Source organism: Butyribacter sp. (genome assembly GCF_056818865.1).
Window position 1 is genome coordinate 51,762 of the sequence record NZ_DBLYGC010000006.1, and the last position, 19,243, is coordinate 71,004.

Here is a 19,243-nt window from a genome sequence, read left to right on the forward strand (position 1 = left end):
TATGTAAAAAATGAGTTTTGCAATTGGTTATAAAAGATGTGTGTAGAAAGGAAGAATTATATGACAGGAGTAGAAAGTTTATTTAGTGAAAAAAGTGAAATGTTTAGTGTATCAGATGCACAGACAAAGCCGGATAAAAGCATGAATGATAAGGAATGGGATGATTATCTTAATAAAATAGACAATGTACTGGATTTTTATAAACAGATTACTGTCGAAGACGGTAAAAAGAATCTCGAAACAGCTGATAAAGAGCGGGAAGAAAACAGGGCAGTATGGCTTGAAGATATTTCAAAACTTATGCAGATGGGACAGACATTTGTGGCAGAGAAGATAAATAATGAAAATATACAGGAGAAGCAGAAGGAGCAGGAGTTATTAAAGAATAATAAAAATGAATATTTTGCACTCGGAGATGGTGCGGATATTATTTATAAAGGTGTATGCTTTGTGTGCAACGAGGAGGATAATTCAATAAGTCTAGGCGATATGAGTGATCCGTCAAAAGTAATCACTATTCCTTTATCAGGAGGAGGAACACTTAAAGTAAATCGTGATAACATAAGTGAACTTGGCAGGGCAATCGGTATGTTCTCACCGGAAGATATAGGAAATATTCTCCGTGCTATTGCACAGGACAGAAAAGCTCAGGAAACAAAGATGGAAATTGAGGATAATAAAGACAAAAAGGCGATTGAGCAGGCTGATGAGCTGCAAGACAATGAATAAATGTGTGATTCTTGTCTATATTTAGAAAAATTTAAAATAAATATATAATTAGCAGGAGAAATATTTATGTCACTATATGCAATAGGAGATTTACATCTTAGCTTTCAGTCGGACAAATCAATGGAAGTGTTTGGAGAAGAGTGGAAAAATCATTCATATAAAATAAAAAAAAACTGGTGCAGTATTGTAAAAGAAACAGATACAGTAGTAGTTACGGGTGACCATTCATGGGGAAAAAAACTTGAGGACAGTATGAAAGACCTTGAGTTTATCGCAGCACTTCCGGGAAGAAAGATATTACTGCGTGGAAATCATGACAGATTTTGGAATAAGACTAATAAAACCGAAAAGTTAAACGAACTTTTTGCAGACAAACTTTTCTTCCTTCAGGATAATTTTTATGAGTATACGGATGAAAAGGGTGGGAAAAAATATGCGCTTATCGGTTCAAAAGGCTTTTCGACTGATAACTATTGTTTTTTGGCAGCAGATAAAATAGAAAAAAGATTTGACAATGAGTGCAAAAGAATGACAAAATCGTATGAAGCTGCAAAAAAAGCAGGATACAATGATTTTGTCATGTTTCTTCATTATCCGCCTACAAATATGTATGAAGAAGAGGGGGTATTTACAAAATTGGCACAGGAATTTAAGGTTGAGCAGGTTGTTTATTCGCATCTTCACGGAAAAGAAAGATTTGATTACAGTTTAGCAGGTGAGATAAAAGGGATAAAATATACGCTGGTTTCAGCGGATTATCTTGATTTTGTACCAAAACTTATAATGTAACTTAGAATTAAAATTTAAAAATTATTAACGGTATTAAAATTATTAAAACCATTAAACTCAAAATGTTTTACTTTTATTTTACTATATCATGATTTGTGATTTACAACCTTGTGTTAGTATCTGTCATGTAAAGGAAATACATGATAATAAAAGACAACACAAGGAGGCAAATCATGAGAAAATCAAGATTATTTATGTCAGCGGCAGCAGCCTGTCTTGCAGGTACAATGGCAGTAACAGGTTTTGCGGCAACAGAGCATTGGAATGACAATTCAGGAAAGAAAGCAATTTCTGATGAATGGTCACAGTGGAAAACAAAATGGGAAACAATTAAGACAGATTATGAAAAAGTTTCTATGGTGCCGGGTGCGGATGCAACAAAGCTGAATTATGCATGGTATTCAAAGAAAGCAGATGAAGCAAAGGTTCGCATCTCAACAAATGTTGATATGTCAAAAACAACAGAAGCAGATGGAAGTAATACATATTCAGAAAATTATAAAGAGTTTACAGGAACATCTAAAGAATACAAAAAAATTGATGATGTAACATATTATGCAAACAAAGTTACAATAACAGAATTAAAGGAAAATACAACTTATTATTATCAGTGTCTTGTTGACGGTAAGTGGACATCAGTTAAAAAATTCAAGACAGGTGATACATCAAATTTCAGTTTTCTCTATGTTGGAGATCCTCAGATTGGTGCATCTAAAGGTCAGACACCGACTGAAAGTTCAAAAGTGCAGTCGGCAGATATTGCTGCCAGAAACGATGCGTTCAGCTGGAATAAGACTCTTACAGCAGCAATAAGTGAACATTCAGATGTTGATTTTATTGTGTCAGCGGGAGACCAGATAAACAATACAGGTGATGACAACGGACAGGAACGGGAGTATGCAGGATTTCTCTCAGCAGATGTTCTTTCAAATGTTCCTGTTGCCCCAACTATCGGTAATCACGATTCTAAATTCGCAAACTATCAGAATCATTTCAATGTACCAAATGCATATACGGAAGAACAGAATGCAACACCGGCAGGAAACGATTATTATTACACATATGGCGATGTATTATTTATTGTTTTAAATACAAATAATTATAATTGTGCAGACCACGAGGCACTTATCAAGAAGGCTGAACAGGCAGCTCCAAACGCAAAATGGAAGATTGTAACATTCCATCATGACATTTACGGTTCAGGTTATGACCATTCAGATTCAGATGGTATTGTACTTCGTACACAGCTTACAACACTTCTCGACAAATACGACATTGACGTTGTTCTTCAGGGACATGACCATACATATTCAAGAAGTTATATGCTTACAAGTGACGGAAATACACATACAGCATACACAAAAGACAATGTAAAAGATGAATATCTCAATGTAAAAGACGGAAAAACAGACGATAGTGCCGCACTTTCATCTAAGCAGGAATATCTCAACCAGAACCTTTGCTATAAAATTGTAGATAAGACACAGGGTACAATAAATAATCCTGAGGGTGTACTTTATATGGAAGCAAACTCTGCAACAGGAAGTAAGTATTATAATCTTATTTCAACACAGCAGGATTATATTGCTGAAAGAAGCCAGACATGGACACCGACATATTCAGTTGTAAATGTTACAAGTGATTCATTTACAATAAATACATATGATGTAAATACAGGTGACAAGATTGATAATTCATTCACAATCACAAAAAAGGCAGAAGATAAGAAAGACGATACAACAAAGGATAATGTAGAAGTAAAGAGCATTAAACTCAACAAGACAAAGGTTACTTTGTCCAAAGGCAAAAAAGTTAAGCTTAAAGCAACAGTTGCACCTTCAAATGCAACAGACAAGAATGTGACATTTACTTCTTCAAATACAAAGGTTGCAACAGTGAATGCAAAAGGTGTTGTGACTGCAAAAAAAGCAGGAAAGGCAACTATTACTGCAAAAGCAGGCACAAAGAAGGCTACATGTAAGATTGTAGTAAAATAATAAGAAACCGGAGGCACAAAGTAAATGAAAGTTAAACCGTTAAAGGTTATAAAATATCTGATACCCATACTTTTTCTGGCATTGCTTGGCATATTTCTTGCAAAATGGAGTGATGTAAAAAAGGTTGACCTTGTGTCAAACAAATCTCAGGAATTTGAAAAAGCCGTTGTCACGGAAGTGATAACGGATAACCTTCAGGAGGACGGAAGCAGGGTTGGAAACCAGAAAGTGAAAGTAAAGTTTCTGAGCGGAAAAAGAAAAGGTAAGGTTGTTGAGGCTGTAAGCACGAACGGCAGTCTTTACGGAGCGACATGTTACAAGGGTTTGAAAGTGGTTACACTCACAAATCAATCGGGAGAAGTGACAGTTACATCCGTTTACAGTCTTAACAGAGAACCGTTTATATATGGCTTTATCGGTTTATTTTTCCTGTTGTTGTGTATTGTAGGCGGAAAGAACGGTCTAAAAGCTGTAATAGGTCTTGTGATTACATTTATACTTGTTTTGCTGTATTTGTTCCCGGCGATATATAGAGGCATGAGCCCTGTTAATGCAGCAGTTATAACTGTTATTCTGACTACAATAATAACAATATTTGTGCTGACAGGTTACACAAGAAAATCTCTTGCGGCTATTTTAGGAACAATATCTGGAGTTATAATATCAGGGATTGCAGCATGGCTTTTTGGCAAAATATCAGGCATATCAGGATACAATGTAAGTAATATAGACAATCTTGTATCTGTTGCAAATTGCACGAATATAAAAATAGGAGATTTGCTGTTTGCGGGAATTTTAATATCGTCACTTGGTGCGGTTATGGATGTGGGGTTATCTGTTGCATCGACAATTACTGAAATACATGATGTAAATCCTGAATTGAATACGGGTGAATTGTTTAAAAGAGGTATGAATGTAGGAAAAGACATGATGGGTACGATGGCAAATACACTGATACTTGCTTTTGCAGGCGGCTCGCTTAGTGAACTTTTACTTGATTATGCCTATAACCTACCGTATTTACAAATTGTAAATTCGTATACGATAGGTATAGAGCTTATGAGAGGAGTAGCAGGAAGTATAGGAATTATCCTTACGGTTCCGCTTGTGTCATTGTTTGCCTCAGTGCTTATGAAAATCAAATTTAAATTTATTGACAGCCCTGTCGTAAGTGAGGATACCGTTTAGTTCGTTTTCTACATCTGAAAGCTGTGTGTAAATACTTGCACACAATCCAGATGGTATAAGGGCAGAAATCTCATTTTCTCTTTTTATATAACGCTTCTTTAAATGGGCGGAATTTTTGCAGGCACCATAGCCGTAGCACTTATGTGCAAGGTTGTGGTGCTTTATTATTTGTGTGTAGCCGCCAAATTCAGTGAGTGCGTATGCTCGTTTGTCTTTCTTAAAAAGGCGGAGTGGGAAAAAGTAATTGTGTATGCTTTTAATATCGCCCATTCCCTGGTCAAACCAGCCGCTTGCCTGGTCTATAAGTCTTGTTTTATCAGCTTTTCTGACAAGCTTTGTAATACGGTTTGTGTCAAACTGTCCCCAGCCTTCATTAAATATAACCCATGTGGCGATTGAGGGGTGGTTTGAGAGTGTCCTTACAGTCTGTAAAGTTTCTCTGATAAATTCTTTTTTTTCGTTATCTGATTTTCTGGCAAAAAGATAAGTTGTTTTGTCGCTGCATGAAATATCGAAGATGCTCATAAAGGTGGCAAGGTAAGTTACAAACCATGATTTATAGTGTGAACCTCCGTTTACCATATCCTGCCATACAATCATGCCGAGTCTGTCACAGTGATAATACCAGCGTTCACTTTCTATTTTGATATGTTTTCTGAGCATATTAAAACCGAGTGATTTCATTGTTTTTATATCATATATAAGTGCTTTGTCGGATGGGGCAGTGTAAAGTCCGTCAGGCCAGTAACCCTGGTCTAAAACACCTTTTTGGAACAGCGGTTTGTGGTTTAAACAGATGCGTGGAATGTTATTGTTGTCTTTTTCTATTGTGAATGTACGCAGGGCAAAATAACTTTCAACATGGTCATTACCCATATCAATTGAAAAAGTGTAAAGATAAGGCGTGTCAGGTGTCCATGCTTTTATATTGAGTTCATTTAGAGGAATTTCGATATATGTGTCGCTTATCCCATAATATGTAAACGGTATGCCGTGCTTTTTTGAGTGCATTTCTTTTATACGGACATCATTTTCTGAATTATTATTAACATCAATGTCTGTATACATTTCGGGATTGTTGATACAGATTTTAATTTCATTAGTTTTTGTTGATTTGTATTTAAGTTTATTATTATTTTTATCTCTGCTCTGGCTGGAATTTGTTATAATCTTTATACGCAGTATTTTTTTATCGAGGTCAGGTTGTGTGATTATTTTTCTTATATAGTTTTTTGGAACATACTCAAGCCATACCGTCTGCCATATACCGCTTTGTGCCGTATATAACATTCCCTTTGGATTTAGTGACTGTTTTCCCCTTGCGTGATATGATCTATCTGAAAAATCTTTTACACATACAGTAAGTGTGAAAGATTTTTCTTTGGCATTATTTTTTAAAATATTTGTTATGTCAGCATCAAATGGAAGATAGCCGCCGGTGTGTGAACAGACTTTTATACTGTTTATATAGACAGTACATATCTGGTCAACGGCTCCAAAGTGAAGTATAAGGCGTGTTTCTGAAAGCTTTTTGCTGTCATACATAACAGTTTTTTCGTACCACAGATATTCGTTCGGTTTAAGCTGTCTGTTTACGCCTGAAAGAGGAGCTTCCGGTGAAAATGGTACAAGAATGTCACCATCAAATTTATTAGGTTTTTTATTGACGGGAGTGAAAGCGTATTGCCATATTCCGTTTAAATTTATATAGCTGTCACGTTTTAAAAGTGGTCTTGGATATTCGCTTAAAACATTATCAGTATCTATATTCTTTCCCCAGTCAGTATAAAGTTTTTGACATAATGTACCATTTCCTTTCATTTTACTCCTCCTATTATTCATATCAATTATTAGTTGTTCGTTGTACCAGTTCTTCAGGCAGATATTTAAGTATCATTGCTTCAAGCTTTGGCGCCTGTACGGGTTTGCTTAGATAGTCACTGAATCCTATGCCGAGATATTCTTCCTTAGCACCCATTATTGCATTGGCTGTGAGCATGACAACAGTTGTGTCCTTATTAGGATTATCTTCAAGCATTTTCATATTTTGATAGGTTTCAATACCGTCCATATCAGGCATCATGTGGTCTAAAAAGATTATGTCGTATTTCTTTTCTTTAATCATGTCAAGAGCTTCTAAGCCTGACATTGCAGAATCGACATTGATTTCCGTGCGTTTAAGTAATGCCTTGAATACATTTATATTCATTTTTACATCATCAACTACAAGCACGTTTGCATCAGGTGCCGTAAATGTTGATTTTTTCTTCTTTTTATTTGCTGGCTCATTGTATTTTTCTGAAATATCGCCTATTTTTAAGTCGGAAACAATTTTCTGAGGAATACTCACGGTAAAGACTGAGCCTTTGCCGTATTCACTTGTGACAACAATTTCTCCGTTCATAAGATCAACAAGCTGTTTTGTTATTGCAAGACCAAGACCTGTCCCCTCGATATATTTGTTTTTTTCTTCATCGAATCGTGAAAATGAATCAAAGAGATGTGATATGTTTTCTTTTTTGATTCCGATTCCTGTATCAGCTATGCGGAAAGTTATAATAGTATTTTTGTCTGTTATATTTTCCGATTTGCTGTCATTTGAATGGTCAGGCATATCTGACAGCTTCATATCTGACATTTCGACTGTCAATGTTACAGAACCTTTTTGGGTGTATTTTATGGCATTATTCAATATATTGACAATTATCTGGCGGATGCGCACCTCGTCACCGTACAATTTTGCAGGAAGATTTTTGTCACTCTCAACATTTAATGCAAGTCCCTTTTCTTTTGCTTTGCTGATAAGCATATGGTACACATCATTTATGAGAGAAGACAGTGCATAGTCACCCGCAACAAGTTCAAGCTTTCCGGTTTCTATTTTAGAGAAATCAAGAATATCATTTATAAGTGACAAAAGTGTCTGGCTTGCAGACTGGATATTGACGGCATATTCAAGAATTTCGTTATCATTGCATTCACGAAGTATCATGGTATCCATTCCGAGAATGGCATTTATAGGAGTTCTAATCTCATGAGACATATTTGCAAGAAAGACACTTTTTGCATTGGCGGCGGCTATCGCATCAGCTTTAGCCTTCTCTGCTTCTTCATTTGCAATCATGAGTTCCTGATTTTTCTCTTCAATCATTTGTACTTCCATTTCCATATGGCGTGCATTTTCGGCTATGCTTGCACTGTAGCCGCGTATAACCTTTAGTATATGCACAAATACCATCAGGAGAGAGAAAACAGTCATTCCAAAGCGGCTGAATTTTCCGAAGTCTCCGATATGAATTGTGTATGTACGAATGAGGTCAATGGCACTGCCGCCAATGAAAAATAACATTCCAAAAAATTCTATAATAAGAAGTTTATCCTTTGACTTGCGGACTGTACATATGAGTGAGAAAAGTATTGCCATTCCTGACATGAATATAAGAATATGGGATATGAATGCCATGTTCATGAAATCAAATATTCCAAGAATCTGCAAAGTAATCTGGCATGCCACATTTGTGAGTGTCAGGAAGAAAAGTACATAAAATATTTTTTGGTATTTTTCTTCAAGGTTGTTTATGTAATACATCTGCATAAATACAGGCCAGAGCATAAGTACAAGAAAGACAAGATTTGAATAAAGTGTCTGATTTCCATAAAATACACTTAACGATTTTGTCTCAATGGAAAAATAGATTGTACCGAATATGCACATAAAACCGAGATAGCTTATGCCATCTTTTGTCTGTCTTGAAAATGCCTGTATAAAAGCAAGCATAAAAAGCGTTATGCCGCACGCAAGTATAATTATGCACATGGCAAAATTTCCGAGATTTGACTTTAATAAATTTAATATGGAAGTATCTCTTTTGGATATAGTTATACCTGTAATATTTGAGGCATAATTATCATATGGAGACACCATTTCAATCTCAATTTTTCCCTCTGACAGATGTTCGGGAATATCGATGAAGTTGGTTACACTTCCGGGAGTTTTACCAAACGGTCTGGAGTCATTCATACCAAATTCATAGACCGGTTTGCCATTGATAGTAACACGAATCTGTTTGTCAGCAGATAAAAATGACATTGTCATGCCGCTGTACTTTTTCGGGATGGTATTACTTAATACGATTTTTTCGCCTGCTTTTGATTTCTCACTATAGGGAAGTGACTTTATTTTTGATGAAGAACCATCTTCTCTTGTGATAGTCCAGCCGGTATTAAAATTGTCTATCCTGCCTTTTGAAAGTGTCATATTATCAACATCTGAATTGATAACAATAACTATAAGGACAATGATTTCAATTGCAAGAGCAGCCCATATAAGTTTCTTGAATTTTTTCATACACATCTCCTTGTTTTTTAAGTGCTTTTGTAAAACGTTTCCATATCGTTTTTAAGCTGATTAATATATCAAAGATTTAATTTACATTGTACTAAGTGACTCAAGTCCCGGGTTTGCTATCTTGTTCATAATGCGGAAAGCAATATTTTCACATTTCCAGCCCCATGTTTTTGAAGCTGAATATTTTTTGTTTACGCCATCAAAACCTGTTCCGTGATAAAACATCTGTCCCGGTCTGCTGTAATGAGTTGACAGTCTTTCGGCAGTCATAAGGATGTTTTTTTCTTTTGTGTCTGCATTTATTCCTTTTGCTGTATCGCTGTATACGCCAAGTCCGGTGAGGTTATTGTCTTTTACTGCACGTTTGCTTTTGCCCCAGCCTGACTCTAAAGCAGCGATTGAAGTCATTGCAATGGCGTTTATTCCATATTTTTTTTCGGCTTTTACAAAGGCAGGAGCGAGAGTTTCAAGATTTGTACCCTCGAGAGCCTTTTTTAAAGTTTTTGTGCTGATATTTGACGGTTCAAATATGTTTTTTGTATTTATTGAAACGGTAACATATTTTGCAGCTGTTTTTTGCTCTTTTGTCTGACTTTTGATTTTTTTATGTATGTTTTTAATTTTTGCCTTATTTTTAACTATATCAGACTTAATATATTTTTTGGAATGAGTTATAGTGTGCTTTATTGATTCGGTATCCATCAAAGAAGACATCTTTTTAAAATCAGGAAGTATTGAAGATCCGGAAGTTGTTTTTACAGTATCTGATGATGAGACTTCCTGTGTCAGATAGATACTTAAAGATGAATCATATTGTTTTGCATATGTTTTGAGTGACTGTGAAGGCTCAAAAACATTTGACACCGTAATACAATTTTTTTGTTCTTTGGCACCTGTCTTTAATTTATTTATTGATGAAAGCTGTCTTTTTTTTGAACTTAATACTCTTTTAGTACGATATTCCTTATGTTTTGTTTTTTTAATATCAGAAGAGATTTTGTTTAGCTTTTTTTGCATATGTTCCATTGTGACAGTCACCGTTTTTCCAATAATAGGTTTAAAATGTTTTGGCTCTTTATGTTGTTTTTCCTTTTTGCCTTTGGCATCTGGCTTTCTGACAGTTGTTTTAGTCTGTTTAGCCGTCTTTTTTGAGCTGTTTTTCGCAGAATCTTTTTTCTTTTTTGTGGAAGAATTTTTTTCGGTATTTTTATCGTTTCCTGTTGCTTTTGTGTTGGTTGTGTCTGTTGCGGCGTTTGAATCAGAATTATCATTTTGTGTGCCATTTTCTGTTGAATCAGACTCGCTGTCATCTGTAGAGTTGTTTGTGTCTATTTCCTGAATTGAAACAGAACGGTTAGCGGTTTCGCTATCTGCATGAACTACTGACAGAGAACTGATATGACTTGGAACTGTTACAGCAGCTAAAGCAAAAACAGCACTTGTGACAATTATCTTACATAATCCGTTTTTTGAAAATAGTCCTTTACGCATAATTACCTCCTAAATAAATTAACTGATTTTATGAGTGAGTATACCATATTATGAGTAAAAAAGCAAAAAAATGTACAAAAGAAATACAAATAATCCATTGAAATATGTACAATTTTAAAAAGAAGCAAAAAATACAGAATAGTTGTTGACGATATATGATATATGTTGTATCATATAGATGTTTTTGAAAAAATATAATACTCTTATTCCGAGTGGCGGAGAGTGAAGGCTCTGTGAAACCACGGCAACCCCATATAGGAAGGTGCCAATCTAAGCGAGAAATCGAACAATAAGAGGAGTTGAGATATATCAAGTCCATCGAGTTGTGTCGATGGGCTTTTTTTCGTAAGGAAGATTTGTCTTGTTCCTCAGATTAAGAGTACAGTTGATATCTTAGCACTGCCTGATATCGACTGAAAGCGCAAAGCAGTGCAGAAAAGAGGATACGATGGAGAAAAGATTATTTACATCTGAATCGGTAACTGAAGGACATCCTGACAAAATAAGCGACAACATTTCGGATGCAATTCTTGACGCACTTATGGATCAGGACCCTATGAGCCGTGTTGCTTGTGAGACAGCAATTACAACTGACTACGTGCTTATCATGGGTGAGATTACTACAAAAGCAAAAGTTGACTATGAGAAGATTGCAAGAGAGACAATCAGAGAAATCGGATATGATTCTGATGAGAAGGGATTTAATTGTGATACATGTAAAGTGAATGTACTTCTCGATTCACAGTCAGAAGATATTGCAATGGGTGTTGACAAGGCACTTGAAGCAAAAGAAAATCAGATGACGGATGAGGAACTTGAGGCAATTGGTGCAGGTGACCAGGGTATGATGTTTGGTTATGCCACAAATGAGACGGAAGAGTATATGCCTTATCCGATTTCACTTGCTCACAAACTCACAAAGAAACTCACAGAAGTGCGTAAGAATGGAACACTTCCGTATCTTCGTGCAGATGGAAAAAGTCAGGTTACTGTTGAATATGATGAGAACGGAAAGCCTGTTCATGTAAATGCAGTAGTTATATCATCACAGCATGCCGCTGAGGTTTCACAGGAACAGATTCATGAAGATATCCGAAAATATGTAATTGACCCTGTAGTGCCAAAGGATCTTACAAATGAGAGAACAAAATATTTTATCAATCCTACAGGGCGTTTTGTAATCGGTGGACCAAACGGTGACAGCGGACTTACAGGACGTAAGATTATTGTAGACACATACGGTGGATATGCACGTCACGGCGGTGGAGCATTCTCAGGAAAAGACTGCACAAAGGTTGACCGTTCAGCAGCATACGCAGCACGTTATGTTGCTAAGAATATTGTTGCAGCAGGTCTTGCGGATAAATGCGAAATCCAGCTTTCGTATGCTATCGGAGTTGCACAGCCTACATCTGTAATGGTTGACACATTTGGAACAGGCAAAATCTCTGATGAGAAGCTTGTGGAGATAATCAGAGAAAACTTTGACCTCCGTCCGGCAGGAATTATTAAGATGCTCGACCTTAGAAGACCGATTTATAAGCAGACAGCAGCATATGGTCATTTTGGACGCAATGATTTAAAACTTCCATGGGAGCAGCTTGATAAGGTTGACGTGTTGAAGAAATACTTATAATTTTTAATAAATTAAATAAAGTGACTTATCACTAAAATACAGTGTATTGTAATCAGGGGATGTATGTTTAAATTTGTTTTAATATGCGTACCCTGATTTTTTTTATTTTAAAATTTGTCAAAACAGGCATTTTTAGGTATTATAGTATATATGTTTGTGAGGTGAGATGAAATTGAAGATGATATTACCGAAAAATGTTTCATATATTATTAGTAAACTTGAACAGGCAGGATATGAAGCATATGCAGTTGGGGGATGCGTCAGGGACACTCTTTTGGAAAGAAAACCACAGGACTGGGATATCACCACTTCTGCCAAACCGCTGGAGATTAAACAGCTTTTTAAGAAAACGATAGATACCGGAATACAGCATGGAACGGTTACTGTAATGCTTGACCACATCGGCTATGAAGTGACGACATACCGGATAGATGGGGAATATGAGGACAACAGGCACCCGAAGAAGGTGGAATTTACCGACAACTTAAAACTTGACCTTGAACGGCGTGATTTTACCATAAATGCCATGGCATACAACGATAAAAGAGGTCTTGTTGACGAATTTGAGGGTATTAAAGACCTTAAAGATGGTATAATAAGATGTGTCGGTGATGCGGGACAGAGGTTTGACGAGGATGCATTAAGAATGTTAAGAGCAGTGAGATTTGCCGGGCAGCTTGGATTTGAGATAGAGGAAGAGACAAGAAATGCAATAGTCCAAAGAGCAGACAGACTTGAAAATATAAGTGCGGAAAGAATCAGGGTTGAGCTTACGAAACTGCTTGTGGCAAAAGAGGCGGGCAGATTAAGAGATGCATACAGCACGGGCATGACACGATATTTCCTGCCGGAACTTGACAAAGCGATGGTGACAGAGCAAAAGAATCCGCATCATGTATATACTGTCGGAGAGCACAGTATACATGGTATTGAAATCATGAATTGTTTCTTTGAAGTGACCTCAGACAGAAAAATGTATGATAAAGTGCCTGAGGAAGTAATGATTACAGCGAAGAAAATTGCAAAGAAAATGAACAAAAAACAGCACACGATTCTTTGTATGGCAATGCTGTTACATGATATTGCAAAGCCTGTTGTCATGACGATTGACGGTGATGGAACAGGTCACTTTTACGGTCATCCGCAGGAGAGCGAAAAGATGGCAAAAAAGATTATGAGAAGGCTTACATTTGACAACGAGTCAATATCAAAAGTATGCAGGCTTGTAAAGTTTCATGACTATCGTATTGAGGACAGCAGTAAGGCATTCAGGCGTGCTGTATCAAAGATAGGTGCGGATATTATGGATATGCTTTTTCTTGTTGAATATGCAGATGTGTTGTCACAGAGTGATAAGATGTTAGAGGAAAAACTTTCAAAGATAAATTCAGGAGTTGAAAGATTTGAATATATTACGCAGAATGCGCAGCCTTTATCAATAAAGGAACTGGCACTGACTGGGGCTGATCTGATAGCGGCAGGAGTGAAACCCGGCCCGAATATGGGAGAAATTTTAAAAAAAATGCTTGATAAGGTTTTAGATGAGCCGGAAGCAAATACAAAAGAAAACTTATTGGAATATTTAAAGACAATGGATGATTTTTCTTTATAAAATTATGATGGGGCAAAATAACTTTTGAACTCATCATCATATTATGCGATTGCATTATAAGAGTGGAGGATTATTATGGATATGAATGTAAGGCTTGCGAAGATGACAAAAGCTATGAAAACACAGCTTTTTATCGACAATCTTACAACAATATTTAACCCACAGGCACTTTTTAGTGACGGCACTGACAGGTATCGTATGCCGCCTGAGCCGGAGGCAGGTGAGAGTGTTAAGATAAGGTTTAGAACCGGCAGGGAAAATATTGATAAGGTAGTTCTGGTTGTCTGCGGAGATACACGTGTAGATATGGAAAAAGTCTATAATGATAGAATGTTTGATTACTATGAGAGCACTATTGAACTTTCTGACAAAATGATAGATTACTATTTTGAAGTTACAAGCGGCAGAATTGTGTGTTATTACAATAGTGTCGGAGTGTGCAGCGGAGTAGAACCTTATTATAATTTTACGATAACACCATCGTTTCATACACCGGATTGGGCTAAGGGTGCTGTTTTTTACCAGATATATGTTGACCGTTTTTACAATGGTGACAAGACAAATGATGTAGAAAAGGATGAGTATGTCTATATCGGTGAGGGAACTGACAAAGTAGATGACTGGTTTAAATATCCGGCATCTATGGGTGTAAGGGAATTTTACGGCGGTGACATAGCCGGAGTATGGCAGAAACTTGATTATTTGCAGGGATTAGGTGTTGATGCCATTTATTTCAATCCGATTTTTGTATCACCGTCAAATCATAAATACGATATTCAGGATTATGATTATATAGACCCGCATTTTGGTAAAATAGTGAAAGATGAGGGTGAAGTATTACAGAGGAATGAACAGGGGCAGCTTTTATGTGACGGAACTTATCCGAATAAATATGCGACAAAATATGTGTGCAGAGTTACGGACAAGGAAAATCTTGAGGCAAGCAACAAGTTTTTTGCGGAATTTGTAGAGGAAGTTCACAAAAGGGGAATGAAAGTTATTCTTGACGGAGTTTTCAATCACTGTGGTTCATTCAACAAATGGCTTGACAGAGAGTGTATATACGAAGGTGCTAAGGGTTATGAAAAGGGTGCCTATGTATCTGGTGAGAGCCCATACAGAACATTTTTTAAATTCAATGAGGATATGTGGCCTTACAATTATCACTATGACGGATGGTGGGGACACGATACACTTCCAAAATTAAATTATGAAGATTCACCGCTTTTATTTGATTATATAATGCATGTTGCAAGAAAATGGGTTTCACCTCCTTATAATGTTGACGGCTGGAGACTTGATGTGGCAGCCGACCTTGGACAGTCACAGGAGTACAATCATTATTTCTGGAGAGAGTTCAGAAGAAATGTCAAGGAGGCAAATCCTGAGGCAATCGTTCTGGCAGAGCATTACGGAGACCCGACAGACTGGCTCAGAGGTGATCAGTGGGATACGGTTATGAACTATGATGCGTTTATGGAGCCGATCACATGGTTTTTAACCGGTGTTGAAAAACACAGTGATGAATACAGGGAAGATCTTCTCGGCAACGCAGATGCATTCTTTGGCTCTATGCGAAATTATATGACAAGATTTAATACCCAGTCGCTTCAGGTTGCCATGAACGAACTTTCAAATCATGACCATTCAAGGTTTATGACAAGAACAAATCATCGTGTCGGCAGAACAGCAAGTGTGGGACCACAGGCAGCAGATGAGGGAGTAGATAAGGCTCTTTTCAGACTTGGTGTTATGATACAGATGACATGGCCGGGTGCACCTACGATATATTATGGTGACGAAGCCGGATTGTGCGGATGGACTGACCCTGACAACAGAAGAACATATCCTTGGGGAAGAGAAGATCAGGAACTTATAGAGTTTCACAGACAGCTTATAAGAATACACAAAGATTATCAGGTGTTTAAGACAGGTTCTATTATATTTCTGAAAGGTCAGTACAAACTTATAGGATATGGAAGATTTGATGATAATGACAAGATAGTTGTTATGATAAACAGCAGCGATGAAGTCAGAGAAGCGGATGTACCTGTATGGAGACTTGGAATTATTCAGGAGACCCGTATGGCAAGACTTATGATAAGCAGCAGGGACGGATATTCTGACGAGGCGAAAGTTTATCCTGTTGTGAATGGAAACATTCATGTTGAATGTCCTCCGATGTCAGGAATGATTCTTAAAGATATAGAAAGCATGGGATAAAGATAAATATGAGAAAAATCAGAGAGTGGATGCATGGCAGAGGAAGAAAAACGGTTATTACTGTTGTAATTATTATTGCATTTGCAATGATTGCCCATTATTTTATTGTGGAAAGACACGGAAAATGGGGACTTGAAAGTGCATACAGTGCAGATGTTCAGGAGACTGTTTCGCCGAAACCGCAGAAGGATTATTATGTAGGAGGTGCCTCTATAGGCGGTGTGAAGAGGGGAACAACGATAGCAACAGGTGATACAATAGAAAAAGACAATGAAGATGATGAAAAAAATAAAAAATAAAAATACAAATTCTATACATTTTCATTGCTTTTATAATAATAATTATAATATAATAAATCTATTAGATTTTTGTTAAGAATTACAAGAATCCAAACGGAATATAAAGTGTCGGACAATATAAACCGACGGAACGGAGGAGAAAAATGTACAGTTTAATTCCAGTGGTATGTGCGCAGGACATTACAGCACTTGTCCGTGCATTACCCGGTTCTGTAGCCCAGGGACTTATCTGGGGAATTATGGCGATAGGAGTGTTTTTGACTTTTAAGATACTTGACTTTGCCGATCTTACGGTTGACGGAACCATGGCAACAGGTGGTGTTGTTACGGTTATGCTTATTTTGAAAGGATGGAATCCGGTTGCGGCGGTTGCAGTTGCATTTGTTGCAGGTATGCTTGCGGGACTTATTACGGGCGTACTGCATACGGTTCTTGGAATACCTGACATACTGGCGGGTATTCTGACACAGCTTTCCCTGTATTCCATAAATCTGAATATCTCAGAAGGAAAAGCAAATCAGGCAGTAAATGTAGATATGTATAATCTTGTAGTTTCAGGACGTGACAATCCGGCTGCAATAGTTACAGTAGTTATAATACTGGCAGTTGTCATAGCTCTTATGTATTGGTTCTTTGGAACAGAACTCGGTTTTACAATCAGAGCGACAGGATGCAATCCTAATATGTCAAGAGCTCAGGGAATAAACACAAATGTTGCAAAGGTTATTGCACTTGTATTTTCTAACGGTCTTGTAGGATTTGCGGGAGGTCTTCTTTCTCAGTATCAGGGAAACTTTGACGTTAATATGGGAAGAGGCTCAATCGTTATCGGTCTTGCATCAGTTATTATCGGAGAGGTACTTGGCGAGGCAATTTTCGGAAAGAAACTTAATTTCAGCGGAAGACTTGCATTTGTTGCTGTCGGAAGCATAATTTATTATATTGTTATTCAGTTTGTATTGTGGCTTGGTCTTCCTACAATTGATATGAAGATGTTCTCTGCTATGGTAGTGGCAATATTCCTTGCAGTTCCATATCTGAGAGGAAAAGCTAAAAATTCATATAGAAAAGCTGCAAAGGGAGGTGCCGGAAAATGTTAGAATTAAATAGTGTACATAAAACATTTAATCTGGGTACGATAAATGAGAAAAGGGCTTTAAATGGTGTGAATTTAAAACTTGAAGATGGTGATTTCGTTACTGTTATAGGTGGTAACGGAGCAGGAAAATCTACCGTGCTTAATGCTATCGCCGGTGTATGGCCGATAGATGTTGGAAGTATCGTTATTGACGGTGTCGATATGACCGGACTTTCAGAGCACAAGAGAGCACCGTATCTTGGCAGAGTTTTTCAGGACCCTATGAATGGAACGGCAGCGACAATGGAGATTATTGAAAATCTTGCACTTGCTGCAAGAAGGGGTCAGAAGAGAGGGCTCAGATGGGGAGTCACAAAGTCAGAAAAGAAAAAATACAGAGAGATGCTTGCAAAACTTGACCTTGGTCTTGAGGACAGAATGACTTCAAAAGTTGGACTGTTGTCAGGAGGGCAGAGACAGGCACTTACTCTTCTCATGGCGACAATCAAAAAGCCGAAGCTTCTGCTTCTTGACGAGCACACGGCAGCACTTGATCCTAAGACGGCAGCGAAAGTTCTTGCATTATCAGACAAGATAATTGCTGAAAACCATCTTACGGCAATGATGGTTACACATAATATGAGGGATGCAATTGTACATGGGAACCGTCTTATTATGATGAATGAGGGACAAGTTATACTTGATATTAAGGGAGAAGAAAAGAAAAAACTTACTGTTGAGGATCTTCTTCAGAAATTTGAGGAAGTAAGCGGTGAGGAATTTTCAAATGATAAAGCACTGTTAGGGTAAAGATGTTATTAGGGTAGGGATGTCATCGTGTCAGGGTGATATCCCACTTTAATTATAACTATAAATTAAGACAAACAGGCGGGAGCATACATATGAGTCATAGTATTACGGATATTTTTTACAAGCAGAGGAATGATTTTTTTAAGGAGCAGAAGGAGAGAGAAAAAAGACTTATATTTCCGGATGATGTTTCGGAGATTAAAGATATATCATATCTTGATGATGGGGACAAAGCACACAGGCTGGATATATACAGACCTAAAAAATCAGGAGACAAAAAGCTTCCGGTTATCATAAATGTTCATGGAGGCGGACTGATTCTTGGCAGTAAGGAGTTTAACAGATATTTCTGTGCCAATTTGTGCAAATTGGGATATGTTGTATTTAGTGTTGAATATCGTCTTGTGCCTGAATGTATGTTTTATGACCAGTGTGAAGATTTGTCGAGAGCATTTGATTTTATAGATAAAAACATTCCAAAATATGACGGAGATAAAGAAAGGATTTTTGCGGCAGGTGACAGCGGTGGGGCATGTCTGCTCACATATACCGCTGCAATGATAAAGTGCAGACCGTTGGCGATGGCTGCTAAAGTCAAGGCGGCATCGATAGATATAAAGGCACTCGGCCTTATAAGCGGAATGTTTTATACAAACAGATTTGATAAACTCGGACTGTTCCTGCCAAAGTATCTTTACGGCAGAGATTATAAAAAAAGCAGTTATGCAAAATATGTGAATCCGGAAAATACGGAGCTGATAAATGCATTGCCGCCATGTTTTCTTGTCACAAGCAAAAAAGATAACTTAAAACATTATACTATCAATTTTACAAAAGCACTTAAGAGAAATAATAAATATCACAAGCTGATTTGTTTTGAGAAAAAGCCTGAACTGACACATGCATTCAGCGTGTTTGAACCAAATCTTAAAGAAAGTATTGAGACAATCAGGAAAATGTCAAATTTTTTCAGACATTGCGAGGAGAAATAAAATTCGGTTGAAAATTTTATAATATATCGGATTTAGATATACGGAGGTGAG

At 37.1% G+C, this 19,243-nt stretch carries 14 protein-coding genes and 1 riboswitch; of the genes, 11 read left to right on the forward strand and 3 right to left on the reverse strand.

All coding sequences use genetic code 11. The features are described from left to right. Positions 1 to 60 precede the first annotated feature (60 nt). From ACZLXV_RS04145 to ACZLXV_RS04160, 4 genes are all read left to right on the forward strand, one after another. Entirely contained in the window at positions 61 to 729 is a 669-nt protein-coding gene (locus ACZLXV_RS04145; RefSeq protein ID WP_482382576.1) for a hypothetical protein, read from the forward strand. Between the two features lie 66 nt (positions 730 to 795). Further along, positions 796 to 1,518, forward strand: a complete 723-nt coding sequence (locus ACZLXV_RS04150) for a metallophosphoesterase (RefSeq protein WP_482382577.1) — start codon at positions 796 to 798, stop codon at positions 1,516 to 1,518. Between the two features lie 173 nt (positions 1,519 to 1,691). Then, a complete protein-coding gene (locus tag ACZLXV_RS04155) occupies positions 1,692 to 3,515 on the forward strand; it encodes an Ig-like domain-containing protein (protein ID WP_482382578.1) in 1,824 nt (607 codons plus the stop codon). 24 nt (positions 3,516 to 3,539) lie between these two features. Beyond that, a complete protein-coding gene (locus ACZLXV_RS04160) occupies positions 3,540 to 4,703 on the forward strand; it encodes a YibE/F family protein (RefSeq protein ID WP_022225476.1) in 1,164 nt (387 codons plus the stop codon). Here ACZLXV_RS04160 and ACZLXV_RS04165 read toward each other — a convergent pair. The 3 genes from ACZLXV_RS04165 to ACZLXV_RS04175 form a co-directional block, all read right to left on the reverse strand. Continuing rightward, positions 4,638 to 6,524 carry a glycoside hydrolase family 2 protein gene (locus ACZLXV_RS04165; protein WP_482382579.1) on the reverse strand — a complete coding sequence of 629 codons (1,887 nt, stop codon included), beginning with the start codon at positions 6,522 to 6,524 and terminating at the stop codon, positions 4,638 to 4,640. The genes ACZLXV_RS04160 and ACZLXV_RS04165 overlap by 66 nt on opposite strands. Positions 6,525 to 6,546: 22 nt before the next feature. Beyond that, positions 6,547 to 9,051, reverse strand: a complete 2,505-nt coding sequence (locus ACZLXV_RS04170; RefSeq protein ID WP_022225478.1) for an ATP-binding protein — start codon at positions 9,049 to 9,051, stop codon at positions 6,547 to 6,549. Between the two features lie 81 nt (positions 9,052 to 9,132). Continuing rightward, positions 9,133 to 10,542 carry a glucosaminidase domain-containing protein gene (locus ACZLXV_RS04175; RefSeq protein WP_482382580.1) on the reverse strand — a complete coding sequence of 470 codons (1,410 nt, stop codon included), beginning with the start codon at positions 10,540 to 10,542 and terminating at the stop codon, positions 9,133 to 9,135. Positions 10,543 to 10,742: 200 nt separating this feature from the next. Further along, a riboswitch (SAM riboswitch) is annotated at positions 10,743 to 10,838 on the forward strand. A 152-nt stretch (positions 10,839 to 10,990) separates the two neighbouring features. On the opposite strand from ACZLXV_RS04175, the gene metK reads away from it, so the two are divergent. The 7 genes from metK (at position 10,991) to ACZLXV_RS04210 (ending at position 19,192) form a co-directional block, all read left to right on the forward strand. Then, on the forward strand, positions 10,991 to 12,178 hold the full coding sequence (metK, locus tag ACZLXV_RS04180; protein WP_482382581.1) for a methionine adenosyltransferase: 1,188 nt from the start codon (positions 10,991 to 10,993) through the stop codon (positions 12,176 to 12,178). A gap of 172 nt (positions 12,179 to 12,350) precedes the next feature. Then, entirely contained in the window at positions 12,351 to 13,790 is a 1,440-nt protein-coding gene (locus tag ACZLXV_RS04185; RefSeq protein WP_482382617.1) for a CCA tRNA nucleotidyltransferase, read from the forward strand. 75 nt (positions 13,791 to 13,865) lie between these two features. Beyond that, the gene (locus tag ACZLXV_RS04190; protein ID WP_482382582.1) at positions 13,866 to 16,013 is read left to right on the forward strand and encodes a glycoside hydrolase family 13 protein; all 2,148 of its coding nucleotides are present in this window, start codon (positions 13,866 to 13,868) and stop codon (positions 16,011 to 16,013) included. A gap of 8 nt (positions 16,014 to 16,021) precedes the next feature. Beyond that, on the forward strand, positions 16,022 to 16,312 hold the full coding sequence (locus tag ACZLXV_RS04195) for a hypothetical protein (RefSeq protein WP_482382583.1): 291 nt from the start codon (positions 16,022 to 16,024) through the stop codon (positions 16,310 to 16,312). Positions 16,313 to 16,455: 143 nt separating this feature from the next. Further along, positions 16,456 to 17,412 carry an ABC transporter permease gene (locus ACZLXV_RS04200; RefSeq protein ID WP_482382584.1) on the forward strand — a complete coding sequence of 319 codons (957 nt, stop codon included), beginning with the start codon at positions 16,456 to 16,458 and terminating at the stop codon, positions 17,410 to 17,412. Further along, positions 17,406 to 18,200: an ABC transporter ATP-binding protein gene (locus ACZLXV_RS04205; protein WP_482382585.1), complete on the forward strand. Its 795-nt coding sequence runs from the start codon at positions 17,406 to 17,408 to the stop codon at positions 18,198 to 18,200. Before ACZLXV_RS04200 ends, ACZLXV_RS04205 begins: the two co-directional genes overlap by 7 nt. A 92-nt stretch (positions 18,201 to 18,292) precedes the next feature. Then, positions 18,293 to 19,192 carry an alpha/beta hydrolase gene (locus tag ACZLXV_RS04210; protein WP_482382586.1) on the forward strand — a complete coding sequence of 300 codons (900 nt, stop codon included), beginning with the start codon at positions 18,293 to 18,295 and terminating at the stop codon, positions 19,190 to 19,192. Positions 19,193 to 19,243: the final 51 nt, after the last annotated feature.

Excerpts from the sequence above, each read along its gene's own strand:
- metK (WP_482382581.1), top strand. The coding sequence starts at position 10,991 with ATGGAGAAAAGATTATTTACATCTGAATCGGTAACTGAAGGACATCCT.
- ACZLXV_RS04195 (WP_482382583.1), top strand. The coding sequence starts at position 16,022 with ATGAGAAAAATCAGAGAGTGGATGCATGGCAGAGGAAGAAAAACGGTT.
- ACZLXV_RS04200 (WP_482382584.1), top strand. The coding sequence starts at position 16,456 with ATGTACAGTTTAATTCCAGTGGTATGTGCGCAGGACATTACAGCACTT.
- ACZLXV_RS04155 (WP_482382578.1), top strand. The coding sequence starts at position 1,692 with ATGAGAAAATCAAGATTATTTATGTCAGCGGCAGCAGCCTGTCTTGCA.
- ACZLXV_RS04190 (WP_482382582.1), top strand. The coding sequence starts at position 13,866 with ATGGATATGAATGTAAGGCTTGCGAAGATGACAAAAGCTATGAAAACA.
- ACZLXV_RS04210 (WP_482382586.1), top strand. The coding sequence starts at position 18,293 with ATGAGTCATAGTATTACGGATATTTTTTACAAGCAGAGGAATGATTTT.
- ACZLXV_RS04145 (WP_482382576.1), top strand. The coding sequence starts at position 61 with ATGACAGGAGTAGAAAGTTTATTTAGTGAAAAAAGTGAAATGTTTAGT.
- ACZLXV_RS04150 (WP_482382577.1), top strand. The coding sequence starts at position 796 with ATGTCACTATATGCAATAGGAGATTTACATCTTAGCTTTCAGTCGGAC.
- ACZLXV_RS04170 (WP_022225478.1), bottom strand. The coding sequence starts at position 9,051 with ATGAAAAAATTCAAGAAACTTATATGGGCTGCTCTTGCAATTGAAATC.
- ACZLXV_RS04160 (WP_022225476.1), top strand. The coding sequence starts at position 3,540 with ATGAAAGTTAAACCGTTAAAGGTTATAAAATATCTGATACCCATACTT.
- ACZLXV_RS04175 (WP_482382580.1), bottom strand. The coding sequence starts at position 10,542 with ATGCGTAAAGGACTATTTTCAAAAAACGGATTATGTAAGATAATTGTC.
- ACZLXV_RS04205 (WP_482382585.1), top strand. The coding sequence starts at position 17,406 with ATGTTAGAATTAAATAGTGTACATAAAACATTTAATCTGGGTACGATA.
- ACZLXV_RS04165 (WP_482382579.1), bottom strand. The coding sequence starts at position 6,524 with ATGAAAGGAAATGGTACATTATGTCAAAAACTTTATACTGACTGGGGA.